The sequence below is a fragment of the Mycobacterium yunnanensis genome, assembly GCF_025823185.1.
GTDB lineage: Bacteria > Actinomycetota > Actinomycetes > Mycobacteriales > Mycobacteriaceae > Mycobacterium > Mycobacterium yunnanensis.
On the sequence record NZ_JACKVK010000011.1, the window covers coordinates 286203 to 308465 of the forward strand.

The 22263-nt window shown below is 68.9% G+C and carries 19 protein-coding genes and 1 pseudogene; 8 read left to right on the plus strand and 12 right to left on the minus strand.

What is annotated here, in order from left to right:
* Nucleotides 1–5 precede the first annotated feature (5 nt).
* Entirely contained in the window at nucleotides 6–974 is a 969-nt protein-coding gene (locus H7K45_RS21080) for a peptidylprolyl isomerase (RefSeq protein WP_263997914.1), read from the plus strand.
* A gap of 3 nt (nucleotides 975–977) precedes the next feature.
* Here the strand turns inward: H7K45_RS21080 and H7K45_RS21085 are convergent, their stop codons facing one another.
* On the minus strand, nucleotides 978–3740 hold the full coding sequence (locus tag H7K45_RS21085) for a helix-turn-helix transcriptional regulator (RefSeq protein WP_263997915.1): 2763 nt from the start codon (nucleotides 3738–3740) through the stop codon (nucleotides 978–980).
* A gap of 119 nt (nucleotides 3741–3859) precedes the next feature.
* Between H7K45_RS21085 and H7K45_RS21090 the strand changes: the two genes are divergently transcribed.
* Together H7K45_RS21090 and H7K45_RS21095 are read left to right on the plus strand one after the other, a co-directional pair.
* Complete coding sequence (locus H7K45_RS21090; RefSeq protein ID WP_263997916.1) at nucleotides 3860–4165, plus strand: DUF732 domain-containing protein; 306 nt, start codon at nucleotides 3860–3862, stop codon at nucleotides 4163–4165.
* Nucleotides 4166–4192: 27 nt separating this feature from the next.
* The gene (locus tag H7K45_RS21095; protein ID WP_263997917.1) at nucleotides 4193–4873 is read left to right on the plus strand and encodes a hypothetical protein; all 681 of its coding nucleotides are present in this window, start codon (nucleotides 4193–4195) and stop codon (nucleotides 4871–4873) included.
* Here H7K45_RS21095 and H7K45_RS21100 read toward each other — a convergent pair.
* Entirely contained in the window at nucleotides 4870–5142 is a 273-nt protein-coding gene (locus H7K45_RS21100) for a hypothetical protein (protein WP_263997918.1), read from the minus strand. The two genes, H7K45_RS21095 and H7K45_RS21100, sit on opposite strands and share 4 nt — an antisense overlap.
* A gap of 13 nt (nucleotides 5143–5155) precedes the next feature.
* On the opposite strand from H7K45_RS21100, the gene H7K45_RS21105 reads away from it, so the two are divergent.
* Nucleotides 5156–5737, plus strand: a complete 582-nt coding sequence (locus H7K45_RS21105) for a hypothetical protein (RefSeq protein WP_263997919.1) — start codon at nucleotides 5156–5158, stop codon at nucleotides 5735–5737.
* On the opposite strand, the gene H7K45_RS21110 is transcribed toward H7K45_RS21105, so the two are convergent.
* Nucleotides 5734–6093: an ArsR/SmtB family transcription factor gene (locus H7K45_RS21110; RefSeq protein ID WP_263997920.1), complete on the minus strand. Its 360-nt coding sequence runs from the start codon at nucleotides 6091–6093 to the stop codon at nucleotides 5734–5736. The genes H7K45_RS21105 and H7K45_RS21110 overlap by 4 nt on opposite strands.
* Before the next feature lie 57 nt (nucleotides 6094–6150).
* Here H7K45_RS21110 and H7K45_RS21115 point away from each other — a divergent pair, with 57 nt between their 5' ends.
* Nucleotides 6151–7383 carry an MFS transporter gene (locus tag H7K45_RS21115; RefSeq protein ID WP_263997921.1) on the plus strand — a complete coding sequence of 411 codons (1233 nt, stop codon included), beginning with the start codon at nucleotides 6151–6153 and terminating at the stop codon, nucleotides 7381–7383.
* Here H7K45_RS21115 and H7K45_RS21120 read toward each other — a convergent pair.
* From H7K45_RS21120 to yajC, 6 genes are all read right to left on the minus strand, one after another.
* Nucleotides 7359–9668 carry a RelA/SpoT family protein gene (locus H7K45_RS21120; protein ID WP_263998386.1) on the minus strand — a complete coding sequence of 770 codons (2310 nt, stop codon included), beginning with the start codon at nucleotides 9666–9668 and terminating at the stop codon, nucleotides 7359–7361. The genes H7K45_RS21115 and H7K45_RS21120 overlap by 25 nt on opposite strands.
* 80 nt (nucleotides 9669–9748) lie before the next feature.
* Nucleotides 9749–10288, minus strand: coding sequence for an adenine phosphoribosyltransferase (locus H7K45_RS21125; RefSeq protein ID WP_263997922.1), 540 nt, complete (start codon nucleotides 10286–10288; stop codon nucleotides 9749–9751).
* An 11-nt stretch (nucleotides 10289–10299) separates the two neighbouring features.
* Nucleotides 10300–11955, minus strand: a complete 1656-nt coding sequence (locus tag H7K45_RS21130; RefSeq protein ID WP_372512603.1) for an ABC transporter substrate-binding protein — start codon at nucleotides 11953–11955, stop codon at nucleotides 10300–10302.
* Between the two features lie 6 nt (nucleotides 11956–11961).
* Nucleotides 11962–13230 (minus strand): protein translocase subunit SecF, encoded by a 1269-nt coding sequence (secF, locus tag H7K45_RS21135; protein ID WP_263997923.1) that lies wholly within the window; start codon nucleotides 13228–13230, stop codon nucleotides 11962–11964.
* A 4-nt stretch (nucleotides 13231–13234) separates the two neighbouring features.
* Nucleotides 13235–15055, minus strand: coding sequence for a protein translocase subunit SecD (gene secD, locus H7K45_RS21140; protein WP_263997924.1), 1821 nt, complete (start codon nucleotides 15053–15055; stop codon nucleotides 13235–13237).
* Nucleotides 15056–15131: 76 nt separating this feature from the next.
* The gene (gene yajC, locus H7K45_RS21145) at nucleotides 15132–15506 is read right to left on the minus strand and encodes a preprotein translocase subunit YajC (RefSeq protein ID WP_263997925.1); all 375 of its coding nucleotides are present in this window, start codon (nucleotides 15504–15506) and stop codon (nucleotides 15132–15134) included.
* 331 nt (nucleotides 15507–15837) lie between these two features.
* Between yajC and gabT the strand changes: the two genes are divergently transcribed.
* Both gabT and H7K45_RS21155 read left to right on the plus strand, forming a co-directional pair.
* Nucleotides 15838–17181: a 4-aminobutyrate--2-oxoglutarate transaminase gene (gene gabT, locus H7K45_RS21150; protein ID WP_263997926.1), complete on the plus strand. Its 1344-nt coding sequence runs from the start codon at nucleotides 15838–15840 to the stop codon at nucleotides 17179–17181.
* 2 nt (nucleotides 17182–17183) lie between these two features.
* The gene (locus H7K45_RS21155; protein ID WP_263997927.1) at nucleotides 17184–18617 is read left to right on the plus strand and encodes an aminobutyraldehyde dehydrogenase; all 1434 of its coding nucleotides are present in this window, start codon (nucleotides 17184–17186) and stop codon (nucleotides 18615–18617) included.
* Here H7K45_RS21155 and H7K45_RS21160 read toward each other — a convergent pair whose 3' ends face one another.
* Nucleotides 18618–19304: a hypothetical protein gene (locus H7K45_RS21160; RefSeq protein WP_263997928.1), complete on the minus strand. Its 687-nt coding sequence runs from the start codon at nucleotides 19302–19304 to the stop codon at nucleotides 18618–18620.
* A 621-nt stretch (nucleotides 19305–19925) separates the two neighbouring features.
* On the opposite strand from H7K45_RS21160, the pseudogene H7K45_RS21165 reads away from it, so the two are divergent.
* Nucleotides 19926–20756, plus strand: a pseudogene (locus H7K45_RS21165) (GGDEF domain-containing protein); the annotation flags it as partial.
* Nucleotides 20757–20788: 32 nt separating this feature from the next.
* Here the strand turns inward: H7K45_RS21165 and H7K45_RS21170 are convergent.
* On the minus strand, nucleotides 20789–21175 hold the full coding sequence (locus H7K45_RS21170; protein WP_263997929.1) for a DUF1304 domain-containing protein: 387 nt from the start codon (nucleotides 21173–21175) through the stop codon (nucleotides 20789–20791).
* 18 nt (nucleotides 21176–21193) lie between these two features.
* Nucleotides 21194–22261 carry a Holliday junction branch migration DNA helicase RuvB gene (gene ruvB, locus H7K45_RS21175; protein WP_263997930.1) on the minus strand — a complete coding sequence of 356 codons (1068 nt, stop codon included), beginning with the start codon at nucleotides 22259–22261 and terminating at the stop codon, nucleotides 21194–21196.
* Between the last annotated feature and the right edge of the window lie 2 nt (nucleotides 22262–22263).

The window sequence follows — 22263 nt, forward strand, 5'->3', positions numbered from 1 at the left end:
CCGACGTGACCTTCCCGCCACCACCGCCCTACGGCGGATATCCACCGCCACCGCCACCGCCGCGCACCAACGGCCTGGCCATCGCATCGCTGATCTGCGCGTTCGTCTTCTTCCCGCTGGGCATCGTGTTCGGCCACATGTCCCTGTCGCAGATCAAGAAAACCCGTGAGGGCGGACACGGTCTGGCCGTGGCGGGCCTCGTCGTCAGCTACGTGGTGGCGATGCTGACGGTGGTCGCGGTCGTCGCCACGGTGGTCCTAGCCGGGGTGTTCATCCGCTACGCCGAGGACCTGAATGCCCGACGCCCGGGCGCACCGAGTGCGACGGCGGCACCGGGTCAGCCCCTGCCGCCCTTCAAGCCCTCGGCCACCCTTGGCGCCAACTGCCAGTACCCGGCGACGACGACACCGGCCAGTAAGCCCGTTCAACCGCCACGGACCGGCCGCATTCCCACCACGCCGGCAACCGTCTCGGCCACGGTCACCACCAACCTGGGTGCGATAGGCCTGGAGTTGGACAACGGCATGTCGCCGTGCACCGTCAACAACTTCGTCAGCCTGGCCCAGCAGGGGTTCTACGACGGTACGACGTGTCACCGGCTGACGACGTCCAAGGACTCGGGCCTGTTGCAGTGCGGCGACCCGGCCGGCGACGGCAGCGGCGGCCCCGGCTACCGCTTCCCCAACGAGTACCCGACCAACCAGTACCGCCTGGCCGATCCGGGCCTGCAGTCGCCGGTGGTCTACCCGCGCGGCACCTTGGCGATGGCCAATTCGGGACCGGGCACCAACGGAAGTCAGTTCTTCGTGGTCTACCGGGATTCCGACCTCCCCCCGACCTACACGGTCTTCGGCTCGGTCGACGAGACCGGCTTGGCCGTCGTGGACCGCGTCGCCGCGGGTGGAGTCAAGGACGGTGGCGACGACGGCGCACCCGCGTCCCCGGTGACCGTCACGTCGATCAGGCTCGACTAGACATCACTCGTCGAGGCGCGCCATGCGTTGGCCCAGTTCCGCACGCGATCGGATGCCGAGTTTGCGATAGACGTGAGAAAGATTGGCCTCCACCGTCTTTGGGCTGATGAAGAGTGCTGCTGCAACCGCGCGGTTCGTCATACCGGATGAGATCAATTCGGCGACCCGGCGTTCGGAGGCGGTGAGTCGGGTGGCGGCATGCGGGCCGACGTTCACGCGTTCGAGTTCGGCGCGGGTGCGATCCGCCCAGAGTGCGGTGCCCAGACCCTCGAAGGCGCCGATCGCCTCGCGCAACGTGCGGGCGGCGTCGACGTTGCGGCGTTGGCGGCGCTGCAGCTGGCCCACGACCAGTTGGGTACGGGCACGTTCGAACGGCATGGGTAGTCGGTCGTGCACGGTCATCGCGACGTCGGCGACGTGCGCGGCCGCGGTGACGTCGCCGCGCGCGGCGAGCAGTAGTGCCCGGCACCGTCCGCCCGCCGCGAGCATCCAGGCGCGATCGAGTCGACGGCCGTTGTCCTCCAGCACGTCGACCAACGGCTCCGCGTCGTCGAGCCGGCCCAGCGCGACCATCGCCTCCACGGCGTCGGGGACGAATGAGGCGAGGAAGATCTCCGTCGACCAGGGGGTCTCCCACAGCCTGACCAGCAACGGTTCCAGGCGCGCGAGCGTTCCCTCGTAGTTGCCCACGGACAACTCCAGAAACCCACCGAGCGCGATGGGCCAGCCCGCCAGGATGGACGAGCCGGCGCGGTCGCTGGCGGCCAACGCCTGGTCTGCGGCGGCGCGCGCCTCGTCGATACGCCCGGCGTAGACCGCGACGGTGGCCCGCATCGTGAGCGCGGCGGAGAGCATCACGTCGCCGCCCATCAGCAACGCCCTCTCCATGGCGTCCTCCGCAACGGCGCCCGCTTCGGCGAACGTTCCGCGCCAGACGTGCGTGACGAGGCTGTTGAACGCGATGAACATCCACCCGCCGTCGTCGCCGCGGTCGACGCAGTCTTGGCCGATCACCTGCAATGCCGCGGCCGACCGTTCGAGCTGGCCGGTCCATGCCAGCAGCATCGCGTGCTGCGTACTGGGACGAAACGCCATCGGTGTGGACGGGTGATCCTCCACCGTCAACGCGCGGCGCAGGCCGGCGCCGTCCAGGCCGTCGCCGGCGAGGAAGCGCACCATGACCCGCATGCCGACGGCTTGGCTCGAGCGATGCGGCTGTCCCAAGAGTTCGGCGTGCGCGGTGGCCTCGTCGGCGGTGCGTACGGCAGCGGTGACGTCACCGACGTTGAGGAGGGTGAAGGACAACGCCGTCAACACGTCGACGCGCAGCGCGAGGTCGTCTTCGACGTCGTCGAGTGCGGCCCGCAGGACGTCGACCGCACCCGGCAGGCTGTCTCCGAAGATCAGCACGACGCCGAGCAGACTGGCCGCAGCCGCACGCTCCACGCTGCGCGGCAACCGCGCCACGACCTCGTCGAGGAGCTCACGTGCCCGGCTCGGGTTCCCGGCGTCGAAGTGGTACTGCGCCAGCTTGATTCGACGCTGCGCAGTGTCGCCACCGAGACCGATCGCCATGTCGACGAGCTCGGCGGCTGCGGCGGGGGCGCCACGGACCCGCGACGCCTCGGCGGCCGCGTCGAGAGCGCGAAGGGTGCCGTCGTCGCGGCTGGTCGAGGACAAGGCGAGGTGGCGGGCGCGAAGTTCGGGCTGTGCGACGACGGCGGCCAGCCTTCGATGCATTCGCCGGCGCCGGGCGGGCGCGACATCGGTGTAGAACCCGTGAGCCAGCAGTGGGTGGGCGAAACGCACTCGGCCGCCGTCGATGACGACCACGCCCTGCGATTCGGCACCCTCGAGCAATTCCACCACCCGGTCGACGTCGACGTCGACGGCGTCGGCGATGAGGTCGACGGTCGGCGCGGCCAAGCACGCCGCGGCGAGCAGTGCGTCACCCGCTGCGGGGTCGACCTCGCCGATGCGGGCCCGCACCACGTCGGTCAGGGTGCTCGGCATCTCCGTTGCGGCAGTGGACCTCACGGGGTCGACGACGCGTGCGAGTTCCAGTGCGTAGAACGGGTTGCCACCGGACAGTTCGTGGATGCGGACCAGCGCCGGCCGGGGCAGGTACCGCCCGGTGTGCTCGCGCACGATGCCGTTGATGCCGTTGAGCCGCAACGGCTCCAGCCTGATCCAGGTGACGGCGTCGGGTCGGTGCGACTGCAACCACGACGCGGCACCCTCGTCACGCGGGTCGGAGCGGACGGTGGCCAAGACCCTGGCCCTTCTCGGCAACCGCCGGACGACGTACCCGAGCACCAGCGCACTGGACGGATCCAGCCACTGCAGATCATCGACGGCCAGCAGCACCGGCGCGGACTCGGCCAGGGCCTCGACGACCGACAGCAGACCTGCGGCGACGGCGCGCTGGTCGGTCGATCCGGTGTCAGTGTCGGCGGTCACCAGGACCTGGTCGACGGCCGAGCGCTGCGGGCGGGGCAGTGTCGCGAGAGTCGCTCGGTCCACCTGCCGCAGCAGATCGGCCAGCGGGGTGTAGGCCAACACCGATTCGGCGTCGGCCGCGCGGGCGGACATCACGTGGCATCCGAGTTCTCGGGCGAGATCGCATCCGGCAAGCCACAGCGTGGTCTTTCCGATCCCCGGTTCACCCTCGATCGCCAGCGCCGACGAGCCGTCCGTTCCGGAGAGGAAGTCGGCGATCGCCTGTGCCTCCGCCTCGCGGCCGACGAGGGACGTCGAGCGACCCATGCACCCTCCCCCAACGTGCCGCAGTGTCCAACCTGGCGACGACACTGCCCCATGACATCGCCCGGCGATAGGGAAACACCCGATGTAATCGACGGTCCCTGGCCCATAACGTCGCCGCCATGACATCCCTCCTGCGCATCGTCGCGACCGCCGCCCTTGCGGCGGTCATCGGAATGGCTTGCGCGCCAACCGCCGCCGCCGACCCGGGGAGCTTTCTCGACGAGCTGACCATCAACGACGCCTGGCTTCCGGGAAGGAGCGCCGAGGAGGTCGTCGCGGCCGGATACACGACGTGTGACGAACTGCGCAGCGGCGTGTCCGTGCTCGACGAGATGAGCAACGTCGAGTCCCGTTATCTGTTCGATCAGGGAACGCTGTTCGTCAGCGCCTCCTCGACGAATCTCTGCCCCGACTTCGCCGGCTAGTTCGTCAACTCCTCGAGGAGGCACATCATGGAATCCACCATCGTGACGAGGGCCCGACTGCTGGCGGTGGCGACCGTCGTCGGCGCCTCGTGCGCGCTCACCTCCACGGCCCCTGCGCAGGCCGCCGATCCCAACTGCACGTTCGTTCGTGACTCCTTCACCGTCCTCAGAAAGGACGGCACGATGCTGATCGCCCAGTCGTCATCCGGCGGCAAGGCGGTCGGGCCGAAGAGCACCCTCTACGTCACCCAGCAGACTCCCCTCGGGGACACCGACGTCTTGGCGAGGGGGACGGCACGAGGGGCGATACCCGCTCGAGGTGCCATCGTCGAATTCACCTTCGACGGCGGCGGCCGATCAGATCGCTACTTCGGCGTCATCACCACCGAGGGGGCGATTCTCGGCACCGACGGCATCGGCTGGTCGTCACCCAACGGTTCGGTCAGTTGCACCAAGCTTGAACCCGGCGCCGGCGCGAAGACGGCCACCGTGCTTAAACCCACCGACATCTTCGACGCTCCGAACGGCACGGGACAGCCATACCTCGATGCCAACGGGCGCAACAGGTTCGCACCACGGGGACAGGTCGCACTCGTCGCGCCCGAGCTCTGTGACACCTCGACCAATTGGTGCCGCATCGTCCCGCCGTCCGGTGTGAACGGCAAAGCCTTCATCTACATCGGCGAGGACTACGGCAGCTATCCCTAACCCCGAAGGACGCACATGAAGTCGTCGACGTCATGGGGCACGGCCCTCACCGCAATCGGCGCCGCCGCCATCATCGCGCTGGCACCACCCACACACGCGTTCCCCGGTGTCCCGTTGCCGCTCGCACCCACGGACTGCGATTGGATCATCTTCGACACCGGTTCGACCATCAACCAGGACAACGGAATACAGGTGAAGGTCCAGTGGGGCCGCTCGGGAGGTGGGACCGCAAGCTTCAGCTCGAAGGGCTCCGATTGGTCCGGGCCCATCCGCGGAGGGATCGTGAAGGGTACCAACAGGGTCGACTTCACGATCGACTTCGCGCTGACAAGCGGAGACTTCGGTGGAACAACCGGTGCCGCCCCATCGAACCACTACACCGGCACGATCGACCAGAGCGGGTCGGCGAGCGGAACCACGGTGAACAACGCCGGGGTGACCAACGGGTGGACCATCGGCGGCGGGTTCAAGTGCATCGGTCGGGCGCCCGCGCCCCAGCCCAAGGCGGACCCCGTCCCGATTTCGGACCCGGGCCCGGCGGCGCCGGCGCCGGCGCCGGTGCCGGTCGAAAAGCCGCCGACCGATGCGGTCAGGATGTTGATCGTCCGGCGTGTGCTCGACGTCCAGGTAACCGTTTCGAGCATTGCCAACATCGCCGGTCAATGCACCTATGACGCGAGAGAGGTCAACGGGGTGGGCGTACCCGTTAGCCGGACCTTCGACCTCGCCCCACGGGGAAGTACGACACTCACCTTCCTCGCGCCGCTTCTGGGCCAGACCTATCGTGTGGTGGTGGCCTGCCAAGGGGACTTCAAGGGACAGAATGTCGAGTTCGGCCGCGCCGAGCAAGACGTCTCGGGCTAGACCATGTCCATCGTCGGCGCCGAAACGTCGCCGTTGACGGCGTCCACGATCGACCTCAGCAGCCCGGGCACCGCCGCGTCCACCTCCTGGACGCGAAGCCGCTGCAGGATGTGCCCCTCGACGACGAGCCGTTCGATCAGGCCTACCTCGCGCAGGGTCGTGAAGTGGTGCGACGCCGTGGACTTGTTGATGCCGTCGTAGAGGCGGGCGCATGGCATTGCCGCGCCGGCGTTCATCAGCCGACGGACCATTTCCAGCCGCACCGGGTCGGCGAGCGCGCCGAGCAACTGCTGCACACCGGCGACCGGATGGGTCGGGAACGGCGTGTCCTCGCTCACGACTGGTTCGACGTTCATCGAACCGAGCGTACCCTTGAGCGGGTTCGATCACCGTCCAACTCAGGAGGCCCTTCCGTGACCCCGGTCGCAGCGGCACCCCGCGCCGAAGAAACGCAGCGCGGCGCCTACTCCCTGCTGCTCGTCCTGAGCGGAGTCGCACTGGGCGTCTCGGGCCTACCCGCACCCCTGTACGGAATGTACGAGGAGAAGTGGCACCTCTCCCCGCTGTCCACCACGCTGGTCTTCGCGGTCTACGCCATCGCCGCGCTCGGCGCGGTCTTGGTCGCCGGCAAGGTCTCCGACGTCGTCGGCCGCAAGCCCGTCCTGCTCGGTGCCTTGGTGGCGATGATCGCCGGACTCGGCATCTTCCTGCTCGCCGACGGCATGGCCATGCTGATGCTGGCCCGGGTGATCCACGGCGCCGCCGTCGGCTCGATCGTGGTCGCCGGCGCAGCGGCGCTGCTGGACCTACGCCCCCACCACGGCGTGCGCACCGGCCAACTCAGCGGAGTGGCCTTCAACATCGGCATGACGGTCGCGATCGTCGGCTCGGCCGTACTCGCGCAGTACGCCCCGCACCCCATGCGTACGCCGTACGCGATCGTCGCGGTGATCTGCGCCGTGCTGGGCATCGGCGTCCTCGCGCTGCGCGAGCCCCACCTCTCCCGCACCCGCGGGCCCATTCGCATCGCCAAACCCGCCGTCCCGCCCGAGATTCGCGGCGACTTCTGGTTCGCCGCACTCGGGGCCACCGCGTCGTGGTCGGTGCTTGGCGTGCTGTTGTCGCTGTACCCGTCCCTGGCCGCCCAGCAGACGCACGTGCACAACCTGGTGTTCGGCGGCTCGGTCGTCGGCACCACGGCGTTCGCCGCCGCCATGGCCCAACTCTTCTCCACGCGGATTCCCGCCCGCTGGTCGGCCATCATCGGCGACGTCGGCATGGCCGCCGCGCTGATCCTCACCATCCCCGTCCTGGCCACGCATTCCTGGCCGCTGGTGCTCGCGGCCGCCGCCGTGCTCGGCGCCACGTTCGGCCTGGGCTTCGGGGGCTCGCTGCGCCACCTGTCGCACGTCGTGCCCGCCAACCGCCGCGGGGAGACCATGTCGGCGTTCTACCTGATGGCCTACAGCGCGATGGCGGTGCCGACCATTGCGGCGGGCTGGGCTGCGACCCGCTGGTCACTCGGTGAGGTGTTCCCCTGGTTCGCCGTCCTCGTCGCCATAGCGTGCGTGGCCGCGGCGGCAGTCGGCGCCGTGAGCACCCGCCGGGCGGCTGCGCCGGCTCAGGCCGCCGAGGTCACCCGGTAGACGTCGTAGACGCCTTCGACGTTGCGGACCACGTTGAGCACGTGACCCAGGTGCTTCGGGTCGCCCATCTCGAAGGTGAACCGGCTGATCGCCACCCGGTCGTTGGACGTCGCCACCGATGCCGAGAGGATGTTCACCTTCTCGTCGGCGAGCACCCGTGTGACGTCGGACAGCAGTCGGTGCCGGTCGAGCGCCTCCACCTGGATGGCGACGAGGAACACCGACGACGGCGACGGCGCCCACTTGACGTCGATGATGCGCTCGGACTGCTGCTCCAGTGACGTCGCGTTGGTGCAGTCGGTGCGGTGGACGCTGACCCCGCCGCCCCTGGTCACGAAACCGAGGATGTTGTCACCGGGCACGGGCGTGCAGCACTTGGCGAGCTTGGTCAGCACGCCCGGCGCACCGGGCACTGCCACCCCCACGTCCTCGCCGGTGCGCTGCCGTACCGGCATGGTCGCCGGCGTCGACCGCTCGGCGATCTCGTTCTCGGCCTCGTCGTCACCACCGAGTTGGGCCACCAGGCGCTGTACGACGTGCCGCGCGGAGACGTGCCCCTCGCCGACGGCGGTGTACAGCGACGACACGTCGACGTAGCGCAGCTCCCTGGCCAGCGCCGCCATCGACTCGGCATTCAGCAAGCGCTGCAACGGAAGTCCGCCGCGGCGCACCTCCCTGGCGATCGAGTCCTTGCCCGATTCGAGGGCTTCCTCGCGGCGCTCCTTGGCGAACCACTGCCGGATCTTGGTCTTCGCCCGCGGGGACACCACGAAGGTCTGCCAGTCCCGCGACGGACCGGCGTTGATCGCCTTGGAGGTGAAGACCTCGACCACTTCGCCGTTCTCGAGCTTGCGCTCCAAGGCCACCAGCCGCCCGTTGACGCGCGCGCCGATGCAGCGGTGCCCCACCTCGGTGTGCACCGCGTAGGCGAAGTCAACCGGCGTCGACCCCGTCGGCAGCGTCACCACGTCGCCCTTGGGGGTGAAGACGAAGATCTCCTGCACCGCGAGGTCGTAGCGCAGTGACTCGAGGAACTCACCAGGGTCGGCAGCCTCACGCTGCCAGTCGAGGAGCTGACGCATCCAGGCCATGTCGTCGATCTCGGCGGCGGCGTTGTTGGCCGGAATTCCGTTGCGGCCCTTGGCTTCCTTGTACCGCCAGTGCGCAGCGATGCCATACTCCGCGGTGCGGTGCATGTCGCGGGTGCGGATCTGCACCTCCAGCGGCTTGCCCTCGGGCCCGACGACGGTGGTGTGCAACGACTGGTACACCCCGTAGCGCGGCTGGGCGATGTAGTCCTTGAACCGGCCCGCCATGGGCTGCCACAGCGAGTGCACCGCACCGACCGCGGCGTAGCAGTCCCGGATCTCGTCGCACAGGATGCGCACGCCGACCAGGTCGTGGATCTCGTCGAAGTCGCGGCCCTTGACGATCATCTTCTGATAGATCGACCAGTAGTGCTTGGGCCGTCCCTCGACGGTCGCGTTGATCTTCGAGGTCGTCACCGTGTTGGCGATCTCGGCGCGCACCTTGGCCAGATAGGTGTCGCGCGACGGTGCCCGGTCGGCGACCAGTCGCACGATCTCTTCGTACTTCTTGGGATGCAGAATCGCGAACGACAGATCCTCGAGCTCCCACTTGACCGTCGCCATGCCGAGTCGATGGGCAAGCGGGGCAATGACTTCCAGCGTCTCGCGGGCCTTGCGGGCCTGCTTCTCCGGCGGCAGGAAGCGCATGGTGCGCATGTTGTGCAGCCGGTCGGCGACCTTGATCACCAATACCCGGGGGTCGCGGGCCATCGCGATGATCATCTTGCGGATCGTCTCGCCCTCGGCGGCGTTGCCCAGGACCACCTTGTCGAGCTTGGTGACGCCGTCGACCAGGTGCCCTACCTCCACGCCGAAGTCGGCGGTCAAGGCCTCGAGGGTGTACCCGGTGTCCTCCACCGTGTCGTGCAGCAGCGCCGCGACGAGTGTGGTGGTGTCCATGCCCAGTTCGGCCAGGATGTTGGCCACCGCCAGCGGATGGGTGATGTACGGGTCACCGGAACGGCGCAGCTGGTCGGCGTGACGCTGCTCGGCAACCTCGTAGGCGCGCTGCAGCAGCGCGAGGTCGGCTTTCGGGTAGACCTCGCGGTGCACCGCGACCAGCGGCTCGAGGACGGGGTTGACCGCGCTGCGCTGCGAGGTCATCCGGCGGGCGAGCCGGGCGCGCACGCGACGCGACGCGCTGGAGGAGGTCTTGGAGTTCTCGGGTGCGACTTGGTCGGCCGTGATGACCGGCATCGGCTGCGTTTGAGTCAGGGCGTGGTCGTCGGCCACCGTGCTCACCTCCTGACCCGTGCCGTATTCGTCGAGGATAGACGCTAGACCACGTACAGACTCGTGACTGCCACGTCCGGCAGCTTCGAGCGCCCGTCGAGAGCCGCCAGCTCCAGCACCACCGCACCTGCGGTCACCGTGGCGCCGCCCGCCTCCAGCAGGGTGACCCCCGCAGCCATCGTTCCACCGGTCGCGAGCACGTCGTCCACCAGCAGAACGCGCAACCCGGTCAGTTGCATTCCGTCCGCGGGGATCTCGAGGGTCGCGCTGCCGTATTCCAGGTCGTAGGTCTCGCGGTGCACCGGCGGCGGCAGCTTGCCGCCCTTGCGGATGGCCAGCACGCCGGTACCGAGACGGATCGCCACGGCGGCCCCCAGCAGGAAGCCCCGCGCGTCGATGCCCGCCACCAGGTCTACGTCAGGGGCCACGGCGGCCAATGCGTCGGTCACCGTCGCCAGTCCCCGCGCGTCGGCAAGCACCGGGGTGAGGTCCTTGAACTGGATGCCGGGTTCGGGGAAGTCGGGCACCTCGCGCATCAGCGACTTGATGACCGCCGCGACGTCGGCGTGGCTCGCGTCGCTCATCTACCCCTCGCTCATCGACTCAAGGCCCAACGGTCCATGTTCCACCCAGCACCCCATCGCGTCGGACTGCTGTTCACCGCGGTCATCTTCGACGACGTCAGCAGAGTTCGCTGCTGACGGTACAGCGGCAGGGTGGGCATGTCGTCCCACAGTACGGGCGCGCCCTCCCCCAGCAGCCGGGCGTACTCCTTGGGGTCGGCCGTCACCGCCAGCGCGCCGATGACACCGTCGACCTGCTCGTTCGCATACCCGGACAGGTTGTTGCCGTTGCCGCTGAACAAGTCGTATGCGTCCATCGCCGACGACCCGGTCGACCCGCTGCCGGCCGCGCCGCCCGTGCTCGCCATCAGGACGTCGATCTGGTTCTGCCGCAACGAATCCGGGCCGATCGCGTCGGACGCGGCGTCGGTGACCGTGATGCCCGCCGGAGCGCACGCCTTGGCGATCGCCCCCACGTTGGCCGCCAGTCGGGTGTTGGGACTCTGGTAGCCGATGCGAACCGTCAAGGGTTTGCCGCCGAGCGCGTCCCGCGCCGCCACCGGGTTCGACGTGCTGAACCGGCCGCCCTCTGCCACGTTCTCCGCGGCCGTCATCGAATCCTCCGTCGTCGGATTCAACCTGCTGTTGGAGATCGGGACCTCGGCATTCCTGGCGATCACGTCGCGCGGCGTGCACAGGGCGAGGGCCCGTCGTGCGGCCGGATCCAGCAGCGGGCCACTTGGTGCGAAGATCAGTTGCTCGATGCCGGCCGACGGGCTGTCCGTCCGCACGTAGTCCGACGGCAGGTTCAGTACGCCGGAGGATCCCGCGGACACGTCGACGACGTCGTACTCACCGGAGTTCACCCGATCCTGGATGTCCGCGCCGCGCGGCCACACCGTGATCGTCCCGGTGACGGGCTTGGCGCCCCACCACTTGTCGTTGGCGACCAGCACGACCGCGCCGTCCTCGCGGACCGAGCTCAGCTTGTAGGGCCCCGACGACGGAAAGCGCTTCAGGTCCACCCCGGGGCTCAAATTCCACACGGTGTTCCACGACTGGGCGATGCGTTCGATCCTCGGCAGATCACCGGACTGAATGGCGGCGGTCACCACGCCGTCACCGCCACCAAGTTCGTCGGCGATGACGTGTGACGGCATCATCGACGTCGCCGCGAACAGCTGGCCGAAGTCGACGAAACCGCGGTCCTGGGCGAAGGACACCCGGGCCTTCTTCTGACCGGGGGCGCAGTCGACGCTGGCGATGTCGCCGTACCCGGCCCGGCTCGCGGCGTCGAAACCGGGGAATCTGCCGGACTGCGCCGCCCACGCCAGCACCATGTCGTCGCACGTGACGGGCTTGCCGTCGGAGTAGACGGCGTCGTCGCCGATCACGTAGTCCAGCACCAGCGGCGCGCGACCCACCACCGAGATGGTGCCGAAGTCGCGGTCCCCGACGACCTGCCCCTCGGGCCCGTGATAGTCGAACCCCGTGAGCACGCGTGCGAAGGCCTGCGGACCCGCCGATGCCGCGCCCGCCACCGTGTTGGTGTTGTAGGTGGGCAGGGTCCCGTCGACCGCGTAGTCGATCTCGTCGGCCGGACCGCTCGCGCAGGACGACAGCCCGAGACACCCGACCAACGCGGTTACGGCCGCCAGGATCGAGACCCGTCGGGGTCGGACCATCATCGAGGCTTACCGCCTGGTGTTCCGCTTACCCGACGGCCTACCGGTGGGACGGGTCGGCTTGGCACCAGGGGCCGGCTTCTCGGGCGCGGGGGTGGCCGCGACGGACACCTTCTCCGGGTTGGCGTCGACGACCGACGTCGACGCCGAGTCGACGGAACCCGAGCCCCTGCCCTTGCGCCGATTCAGCACGCGGCGGTTGTGGGCCTTGACCAGATCGGTGCGCTCGCGCATGGCGACCAGCAGCGGAGTGGCGAAGAAGATCGAGGAGTAGGTACCGACCACGACGCCGACGAGCTGCACCAGCGCGAGATCCTGCAGGGTGCCGACCCCGAGCAACCAGACCGCGACCACGATGAGTGCCAGGATCGGCAGCACCGAGATCAAGCTGGTGTTGATCGACCGCATGAACGTCTGGTTGATCGCCAGGTTCGCCTGCTCGGCGAACGTGCGTCGAGTGGTGTGCTCGAACCCGTGCACGTTCTCCTCGACCTTGTCGAACACGATCACCGTGTCGTACAGCGAGAAGCCCAAGATGGTCAACAGACCGATGACCGTGGCGGGGGTGACCTCGAAGCCGACCAGAGAGTAGACCCCGGCCGTCACCGCGAGGTCGAACACCAGCGCCGCCAGCGACGCCGCCGCCATGTAGCGCTCGTAGCGCACCGCGATGTAGGCGGCGACCAGCACCAGGAAGACCGCCAGCGCGATGAGCGCCTTCTTGGTGATCTGGTCACCCCAGGTCGACGACACGTCGGAGCTGCTGACCTCGTCCTTGCTGGGTTGCCCGTTGGCCGCCTTCGGCTGGAAGGCGTCGAACAGTGCCGTGCGCAGCTTCTCGTTGTCCGGGTTGCTGAGCTTCTCGGTGCGGATCTGGATGGTGGCCGAGGACCCGTTGCCGACCTGCACGACCGACTCCGGCGCGGAGCCCAGCGTCTTGCTGAAGACGTCCTCCACCTGCTGGGTGGTCACCTGTCCCTGTGCACCCGTTGCCGGCATCGAGACCTTGGTGCCACCTTCGAAGTCGATGCCGAAGGTGAACCCCCGAATCAGGATGCTGGCGAGGCAGATCAGGACGATTGCGCCGCTGACGCCGAACCACAGCTTGCGCTTGCCGACGACGTCGAAGGCGCCGGTGCCCGTGTAGAGGCGGACGAAGAAGTTGTGTCGTGGCGCCCCGGGGGCCGCCGCGTCCGGCTCGGTGCCCAGTTCTTCGGCAGCCGAGGCGTCGTCGAGTTCGAGGGCGCCGCCCTCATCGGTAGATCCGTGCTTTGCCATGTGGCTACCTCCCTCCCGCTGACGTGGCGGCGGCCCGGCGCTCGCGGGCGATCTGCTGGACCGCACCGAGGCCGTTGTAGGCCGGCTTGGCCAGCATTGCGGACTTGGACGCGAGGAACACCAGCGGCCAGGTCACCAGGAACACCACGACGACGTCGAGGATGGTGGTCAGGCCGAGGGTGAACGCGAAGCCCTTGACCTGCCCGACCGCCAGGACGTAGAGCACGGCGGCGGCCAGGAAGCTGACCGCGTTGCCCGACAGGATGGTCTTGCGCGCGCGGGCCCAGCCTCGGGGCACCGCCGAACGGAACGAACGGCCCTCGCGGATCTCGTCCTTGATGCGCTCGAAGAACACTACGAACGAGTCGGCCGTGGTGCCGATGCCGATGATCAGACCGGCGATGCCGGCCAGGTCGAGCGTGTATCCGATGTACCTGCCGAGCAGTACCAGGATGGCGAACACCATCGCGCCGGAGGCCACCAGCGACAGCGCGGTGAGCAAGCCCAGCACGCGGTAGTACAGCAGCGAGTACAGCAGCACCAGGCCCAGGCCGATCGCGCCGGCGATGAGACCGGCCCGCAGCGATGTCAATCCCAGTGTGGCCGAGACGGTTTCGGCCTCCGAGGACTCGAAGGACAGCGGCAGCGAGCCGTACTTCAGCACGTTGGCGAGCTCACGGGCGGAATCCTGGGTGAAGTTACCGGTGATCTGGGTGCGACCACCGGGGATGGCCTCGTTGATCTGCGGCGCGCTGACCACCTGCGAGTCGAGGGTGAACGCGGTCTGCGTGCCCACGTTGGCGGCGGTGTAGTTCGCCCAGACGTCGGCGCCCTTGCTCTTGAACTGCAGGTCGACGACGTACTCGCCGCGCTGCTGATCCAGGCCGGAGGACGCGCTCTCGATCTCTTCGCCGCTGATGATCGACTTGTCGAGGAGGTAGACCTCCTTGTGGTCCTGCGAGCAGGTCACCAGGGGCAGGTTGGGATCGTCGTTGCCGGCCAGCACGTCCTCGTCGTTGCACCGCGTCGCCTGGAACTGCAGCGCCAGCAGCTGAATCTGCTGATCGGCGCTCTGGCGCAATGCCTTCTCGTCGGAGATGCGCTGAGCGAGGTTGGCGCCCTTGGGATTTGGATCGGGCTTGGCGGGTCCGCCTGGCGCGGGCGCGCCCGGCGCGGGGGCCGGGGCGGGCGACGGTGCCGGCGTGGGCGCCGGTTCCTCCGGGAACGGCCGCGGTTGTGGTGCCGGCTCGGCAGGTGCTGGGGCGCCCTGTCCGTCCTGGCTGGGCGGCACGATGGGTGCGCCCGGTTCCGCGGGTGAGATCAGCGGCGGCATCCCGGGTGGCATTCCCGGTGCGCCTGGCGCCCCCGGCAGTCCGGGGACGACGCCGGGCGCGCCCTGCGGTGCGCCCGCGGGCGCCTGCCCGGCCGGCGGGGTCTGACCCGCCGCGGGGATGGCGTGGATGACGGGACGGATGTAGAGCCGCGCGGTCTGCCCGAGGTTGCGGGCCTCGTTGCCGTCGTTGCCCGGCACGGTGATGACCAGGTTGTCGCCGTCGACGACGACCTCGGAACCGGACACGCCGAGACCGTCGACGCGGGAGCTGATGATCTCCTGCGCCTGGGCCAGCGATTCACGGGTGGGAGGGGTGCCGTCCGGGGTGCGGGCGGTCAGGGTTACGCGGGTGCCGCCCTGCAGGTCGATGCCCAGCTTGGGCTTCGCGTGCTTGTCTCCGGTCAGGAACACCAGCAGATACGCACCGATGAGCAGAACCAGAAAAAGCGTCAGATAACGGTAGGGATGCACCGGCGCCGAAGGCGATGCCACGTTCTTGGTTCTCCTCAGATCGGTACGTCAACCCGCAAAGAGTACGTGGTTGCGCTGTGTGCTCAGCCGACAGTCGTCAGGCGAGGCGGTCCGGGTCCGACTTGACCTCGGTGCCGGTGCCGGGCCGGTCGAGTTCCCGAGCCGTCGGCTGCTCGACCACCTCGGTGGCGTCGTCCTCGTCGTAGTCGTCCTCGTCGACCGAGGTCTTCTCCTTGACGGCGAGCTTGAGCATGGTGACCACGACACCCGGGGCGATCTCCACGTCGACCTTGGAATCGGAGACCGCGGTGATGGTGCCGTACAGCCCGGCCGTGGTCATGATCTCGTCGCCGGCGGTCAGCGAGTCGTGCAGGTTGATGGTCGCCTGCATGGCCTTCTTCTGCTTGCGGGAGGCGAAGAACATGAACGCGCCCATGACGAGGAGCAGCGGAACGAAGATGGCGAGGTCCATGTCAACTCAAACTTTCGTATCGATTTCGGTCGTGACTCCCCGGAACGGATGCGAACACACGGGGGCCCAGTCACCGACCAGTGTGCCATCTATGCGCCCGCCAGCCGACCTCCCCCTTCGCGGCGCGACGGCGGTTAGTACCACTAAACGTCGGTTTCGTCGCCCGGGGCCGTCGACGCCACCGATTGCGTAGGAGATGCACCCCGGTGCCGACGATCTCGCCCGTCGTGCCGCGCCCGAGCCGAGGTTTCCGTTCGCGTCGACGACCCTGGCGACTAGGCTTCGACGTGACTTTCATCGTCGCCCCCGAACCCCTCGCAGGAGTCATGACGTGAGCACCATCGACCAGAGCCGCCACCTCGCCACCGCAATTCCCGGCCCCAAGTCCTCGGCCCTGATCGAGCGCAAGGCCGGAGCCGTCGCACGCGGTGTCGGCACCACCATGCCCGTCTACGCCACGCGGGCAGGCGGCGGCATCGTCGAGGACGTCGACGGCAACCGCCTGATCGACCTTGGATCGGGCATCGCCGTCACGACCATCGGAAACGCCTCGCCCCGCGTGGTCGAGGCGGTCGCCGCCCAGGCCGCCGACTTCACCCACACCTGCTTCATGGTCACCCCGTACGAGGGATACGTCGCGGTGTGCGAGCACCTCAACCGGCTGACCCCCATCGCCGGCGAGGCCCGGTCGGCCTTGTTCAACACCGGCTCCGAGGCCGTGGAGAACGCCGTGAAGATCGCCCGCACCTACACCAACAAGCAGGCCGTGGTCGCGTTCGACCACGCCTACCACGGGCGGACGAACCTCACGATGGCGCTGACCGCGAAGTCGATGCCGTACAAGAGCGGTTTCGGCCCGTTCGCCCCCGAGATCTACCGGGCCCCCATGTCCTACCCCTACCGCGACGCCGAGTTCGGCGGCAAGGAACTCGCCACCGACGGCGAGCTGGCCGCCAGGCGAGCGATCAGCGTCATCGACAAGCAGGTGGGCGCGGCCAACCTCGCCGCGGTCATCATCGAGCCGGTGCAGGGCGAGGGCGGCTTCATCGTGCCCGCGGACGGCTTCCTGCCCACCCTGCTGGACTGGTGCCGGAAGAACGACGTCGTGTTCATCGCCGACGAAGTCCAGTCGGGCTTCGCCCGCACGGGCGCGATGTTCGCCTGCGAGCACGAAGGCATCGAACCCGACCTCATCGTCACCGCCAAGGGCATCGCCGACGGATTGCCGTTGGCGGCCGTGACCGGCCGCGCCGAGATCATGGACGCGCCCCACGTCGGCGGCCTTGGCGGGACCTACGGCGGCAACCCGATCTCGTGCGCCGCGGCCGTGGCGACAATCGAGACCATCGAGGCCGACGGGCTGGTGGCCCGCGCCCGCGAGATCGAGACGTTCATGAAGGAGCGCCTCGGCCGGATGCAGGCCGACGACGACCGCATCGGTGACGTGCGCGGCCGCGGCGCGATGATCGCCGTCGAGCTGGTCAAGTCCGGCACCACCGAACCCGACGCCGACCTCACCAAGGCGCTGTGCGCCGGTGCGCACGCCGCCGGGGTGATCGTGCTGTCCTGCGGCACCTACGGCAACGTGCTGCGCTTCCTGCCGCCGCTGACGATCGGCGACGACCTGCTCGAGGAAGGTCTCGACGTACTCGCCCTGGTCCTCAAGGACCTCTGAGCATGACCACCACCGTCAAGAACTTCATCGGCGGTGAACTCGTGGACTCGGTCAGCGGTGCGACGATGCCGCTGGTCGACCCCAGCACCGGCGAGCGCTACGGCACCGCGCCGGTGTCCAACCAGGAGGACGTCGACCGCGCCTACGCCGCGGCGGCCGCGGCGTTCGCGGACTGGAAGCGCACCACGCCGGCGGCCCGGCAGAAGGCGCTGCTCGACTTCGCCGACGACGTCGAGCGCGCCGCCGACCGGCTGGTCGCCGCCGAGGGACGCAACACCGGCAAGCCCAACCACGTCACCCGGGTCGAGGAACTCCCGCCGATGGTCGACCAGATTCGGTTCTTCGCCGGCGCCGCGAGGGTCTTGGAGGGCAAGTCGGCCGGGGAGTACATGACCGACCACACCTCGTGGATCCGCCGCGAGCCCGTCGGGGTGGTCGGCCAGGTGGCGCCGTGGAACTACCCGATGATGATGGCCATTTGGAAGTTCTGCCCCGCCGTCGCGGCTGGCAACACCGTGGTGCTCAAGCCCAGCGACACGACGCCGGTCACCACGGTCATTCTGGCCGAGCTGGCGGCCAAACACTTCCCACCCGGCGTGCTCAACGTCGTCACCGGGGACCGGGTGACCGGTGCGTCGGTCGTGGGGCATCGAACCCCGGCGATGGTGTCGATCACCGGTTCGGTGGAGGCCGGCCGGGCGGTCGCCGTCAGCGCGGGAGGGCATCTCAAGCGCACGCATCTCGAACTGGGCGGCAAGGCCCCGGTGGTCGTGTTCGCCGACGCCGACGTCGCCGCGGCGGCCGGGGGCATCGCCACGGCGGGCTATTTCAACGCGGGACAGGACTGCACCGCCGCCACCCGAGTCCTCGCACACGCGTCGATCGTCGACGACCTGACCGCGGCGCTCGCCGAGCAGGCGGGCAAGGCGCTGACGACGTTCGGCAGGGTCGACGACGAGGACGCCTGGGTTCCCCCGGTCAACAACGCCAACCAGATGACGCGTGTGTTGGGCTTCCTCGACGACGTGCCCGACCATGCCACCGTAGCCGCGGGCGGACATCGCCAGGGTGACGACGGGTTCTACGTCGCCCCCACCGTCATCAGTGGCCTCCGGCAGGACGACCGGCTGGTCCAGTCCGAGGTGTTCGGCCCCGTCATCACGGTGCAGTCGTTCGTCGACGAGGACGACGCGCTGGAGAAGGCCAACGGCGTGGAGTTCGCCCTCGCCTCGTCGGTCTGGACCAAGGACGTGTCGACGGCGATCCGGATGTCCAATGCGCTCGACTTCGGCTGCGTGTGGATCAACACCCACATTCCCCTGGTCGCCGAGATGCCGCACGGCGGGTTCAAGTCCTCGGGGCACGGCAAGGACCTGTCGATGTACGGCCTCGAGGACTACACCCGCATCAAACACGTCATGGTCTACACCGGCTGATCACCTGCCGACGAGCGTGTCCTGATCGCCGCGGCGGCCGAGGCGCTCGCGCCAACTGCGCTTCGGGCGCGCGGGCTGCGGCAGGCCGCCGGTCGCCGCCGACGGCGACGACCCGGTGCGGTGCATGACGGTGGTCGGCTGCTCGCCGTCGTCGAGGCGCTCCACGCGATCGGCCGACGCCAACCGCTGCGCATGGTCGACGTCGCGCACGCTGCGCACCGACAACCGCCCGAGACCCATCGCCCCGAAGAAGACGATCAGGGCGCCGAGGCCGTAGAAGTACGTGAGTTCCAGCCAGGCCGCCTTGACGGGAGTCGGCGCGACCGGGGCACCGATCTCGCCGATCGTCAGCGTCGTGGCCATCACCCGGCCGACGACGAACCACGCACCTGCCACGACGCTGAGCCAGCCACCCAGCATCCCCGCGGCTCGGTTGCGCGACGTCATCAGCAAGAAGCCACCGATCACCGCGACGGCGCCCGGCAGCACCTCCAGCCAGCCCCGCGCGTTCGTCCACGACGATCCGAGCCCCGAATCGTAGGCGAAGTCGAACAACGGCCCCACGAACGGAACCAACGCGCCCCACAGTCCCAGCAGCACGATCAGGAACCCGCTGGCCGCTCCCCGACTGCGCGGAATGGCCATCCTGCCGCCCTGGACTTCTTCATTCGCAACGACCCGTGACATGTCCGCCTCCTCGTTCGCCCCGGGGTACCCAGCGGGATGCCGAACCCAAACCCTCGGCGACGAACGTCACGGCGACTCCAGCGAAGGTTGCCAGGAGGGCCGTGCCGTCTGGTTTTCGCGGCTTCAAGCCTCTTTCCGTGGCATCGCATGTAGTCGCCACGGCCTGGTCGGCAACGCTGGCAACCGTGGCTCACCACGGTCGATTCAACATCGACAGCAATTCCGTACGTCCGCGCCGTCAAGGTCAGGGCGGCACCGAACGACCACGCACAAGTGGGATCTCGCCGACCTCCGGCAAACTGTCGCCGGTTCTTGTACGATCCGCCTGGGGAGTCCGTCACTCGAGCTGAGACCACGCCCGTGACGGCAGCGGCACACGACTGGCAAGGGCGAACACTCGACGTGGACTGGATCGGCCAATGGTGGCGGCAGCCCGATCACTATCAGTGGCTGTCCGCGTACCTGGCCGTCCGCAACCTCCAGAGGTTCACCCGCTACATGATGGCCGGGATCGTCCTGGCCCTCGGTGCCGTGCCCGGGCTGATGCTGTTCACCCCCGCAGGTCCGCACGCCCCGGCCGCCCGGGTGGCCTGCGCCGCCATCGCGGCAGTCTGCGCGGTGATGGCCGTTGCGTGGACGACGCGGTGGCCCACCCGCAACCAGTCCGCCGTGTTCGTCGTCGTGACCAACCTCGTGGTCGCCGCCACCTGCTTGCTCGCCTTCCGTCCGGCCACCGGGATCCAGGGCGCCACCGCGTTCGCCTCGCTCGCCGGATACGTCGCGTTCTTCCACACCGCCCGCTACCTGGCGCTGACCCTCGCGGTAGCCGTCGGCACGGCCATCGCCTGCGCGGCCCACGTCGCCGTCGCCGGTGACGCGGCACTGGCGGCGAGCAGTCTGCTGATCCTCGGCACCAGCGTGCTGGCGGTGCCCTTCTGCATCCAGGTGCTGGTGCACACGCTGGGCATCGACGCCCTCAACTCCGACATCGACCCGCTGACGGACCTCCCGAACCGGCGCGCGTTTCAACGGTCGGTCCGCATCCTGGCCGCCGAGTCGAGCCGGGACGGCGCCGCTCATCTGACCGTCGTCATGGTCGACCTCGACGACTTCAAGCGCATCAACGACACCGCCGGGCATGCCGCCGGCGATCAGACCCTGGTGATGGTCGGCGGCGTCCTTCGCAACATCCGACGGGGCGACTCCATCGCCGCCCGCATCGGCGGCGAGGAATTCGTCGTCGCGGTCTCCGGCGATCGCCGGGACGCCATCGGCTTGGCCGAGCGAATCCGCCGCGAGATCGCGCACGCACCCATGCGGGTCACCGCCAGCATCGGCGTGGCGAGCGCCTCGCTGTACCGGGTGCCGTCACGCGACCTCGGCACCCACGTCGACTATCTGGTCGAATCAGCCGACCGCGCCATGTACCGGGCCAAGCGCTCGGGGGGCAACCTCGTCCACGTGGTCGGCCACCGTCACGACACCTATGTCGAGAAGCCGACGGCGAGCAGCACGACGGCCAGCAGCGGGAACGTCCCCTGGATGACCGCCGAACGCGCCTTGGCGGGGGCCGAGACCAGGAGCACGGCCGCGGCGGCCAGCATCGAACCGACACCGGCGAAGAGCAAGGCGGCGCCGACACGGGTACCGCCGGAGATCGTGAACCCCACGCCGACGACGGTGACCACGGCCAAGAAGAGGTTGTAGAAGCCCTGGTTGAACGCCATCAGCTTGGTGGTCTCGGCCTCTTCGACCGTCGTGCCGAAGGTCGCCCGGGTGCGCGGAGCGGTCCAGCGGAACGCCTCGAGAATCCAGATGTAGACGTGCAACAGCGCGGCCAGCACCGCGAAGATCAGTCCAGCCGTGGTCATGGAGGTTCGTCCCGCCCGTCAGTCGTAGAGGGTTTGTTGCCCGAGGCCCATGACACCGCTGGGTGGCGTCAGGCCCAGATGCATCCAAGCCTGACTGGTCGCCACTCTTCCGCGCGGGGTCCGGGCGATCATGCCGGCGCGGACCAGGAACGGCTCACACACCTCTTCGACCGTCGTCGGCTCCTCGCCGACGGCCACCGCCAGCGTCGACACGCCGACGGGCCCGCCGCCAAAGCTGCGGGTCAGCGCGCTGAGCACGGCCCGGTCCAGCCGGTCCAGCCCGAGCTCGTCGACGTCGTAGACGGCCAGCGCGGCCTTCGCGACGTCCCGGGTGATCACTCCGTCGGCGCGCACCTCGGCGTAATCCCGCACCCGGCGGAGCAGTCGGTTGGCGATGCGTGGGGTGCCGCGGGAACGGCGGGCGATTTCTGCGGCGGCGTCGGCTCCCACCTCGATGCCGAGGATGCCAGCCGAGCGGATCAGCACCCGCTCCAGCTCGGCGGGTTCGTAGAAGTCCATGTGAGCGGTGAACCCGAACCGGTCACGCAGCGGGCCGGTCAGCGCGCCGGACCTCGTGGTGGCTCCCACCAGGGTGAACGGCGCGACCTCCAGCGGGATCGACGTAGCGCCCGGACCCTTGCCGACGACGACGTCGACGCGAAAGTCCTCCATCGCCAGGTAGAGCATCTCCTCGGCGGGTCGCGCGATGCGGTGGATCTCGTCGATGAACAGGACGTCGTGCTCGACGAGGTTGGACAGCATCGCGGCCAGGTCGCCGGCACGTTCCAGGGCCGGGCCGGAGGTCAGCCGGAGCGACGTGCCGAGCTCGGCGGCGATGATCATCGCCAGCGACGTCTTGCCGAGACCGGGCGGGCCGGACAGCAGGATGTGGTCCGGTGTGCCCCCGCGGTTCTTGGCGCCCTCGAGCACCAGCTGGAGCTGTTCCCGCACCCGCGGCTGCCCGATGAACTCCTTGAGCGAGCGCGGTCGGAGGCTGGCGTCGACGTCGCCCTCACCCACGGTCAGCGCGGCGGACACCTCACGCTCGGTGGTGTCCTCGTGTTCGTCTTCGTCGAAGCGGCCCACGC

Coding starts and splice junctions, on each gene's coding strand:
- H7K45_RS21085 (WP_263997915.1), bottom strand. CDS start 3,740: ATGGGTCGCTCGACGTCCCTCGTCGGCCGCGAGGCGGAGGCACAGGCG.
- H7K45_RS21090 (WP_263997916.1), top strand. CDS start 3,860: ATGACATCCCTCCTGCGCATCGTCGCGACCGCCGCCCTTGCGGCGGTC.
- H7K45_RS21095 (WP_263997917.1), top strand. CDS start 4,193: ATGGAATCCACCATCGTGACGAGGGCCCGACTGCTGGCGGTGGCGACC.
- H7K45_RS21100 (WP_263997918.1), bottom strand. CDS start 5,142: ATGGGCCCGGACCAATCGGAGCCCTTCGAGCTGAAGCTTGCGGTCCCA.
- H7K45_RS21110 (WP_263997920.1), bottom strand. CDS start 6,093: ATGAACGTCGAACCAGTCGTGAGCGAGGACACGCCGTTCCCGACCCAT.
- H7K45_RS21120 (WP_263998386.1), bottom strand. CDS start 9,668: ATGCCGGTCATCACGGCCGACCAAGTCGCACCCGAGAACTCCAAGACC.
- H7K45_RS21125 (WP_263997922.1), bottom strand. CDS start 10,288: ATGAGCGACGCGAGCCACGCCGACGTCGCGGCGGTCATCAAGTCGCTG.
- H7K45_RS21130 (WP_372512603.1), bottom strand. CDS start 11,955: ATGATGGTCCGACCCCGACGGGTCTCGATCCTGGCGGCCGTAACCGCG.
- secF (WP_263997923.1), bottom strand. CDS start 13,230: ATGGCAAAGCACGGATCTACCGATGAGGGCGGCGCCCTCGAACTCGAC.
- yajC (WP_263997925.1), bottom strand. CDS start 15,506: ATGGACCTCGCCATCTTCGTTCCGCTGCTCCTCGTCATGGGCGCGTTC.
- H7K45_RS21155 (WP_263997927.1), top strand. CDS start 17,184: ATGACCACCACCGTCAAGAACTTCATCGGCGGTGAACTCGTGGACTCG.
- H7K45_RS21160 (WP_263997928.1), bottom strand. CDS start 19,304: ATGTCACGGGTCGTTGCGAATGAAGAAGTCCAGGGCGGCAGGATGGCC.
- H7K45_RS21170 (WP_263997929.1), bottom strand. CDS start 21,175: ATGACCACGGCTGGACTGATCTTCGCGGTGCTGGCCGCGCTGTTGCAC.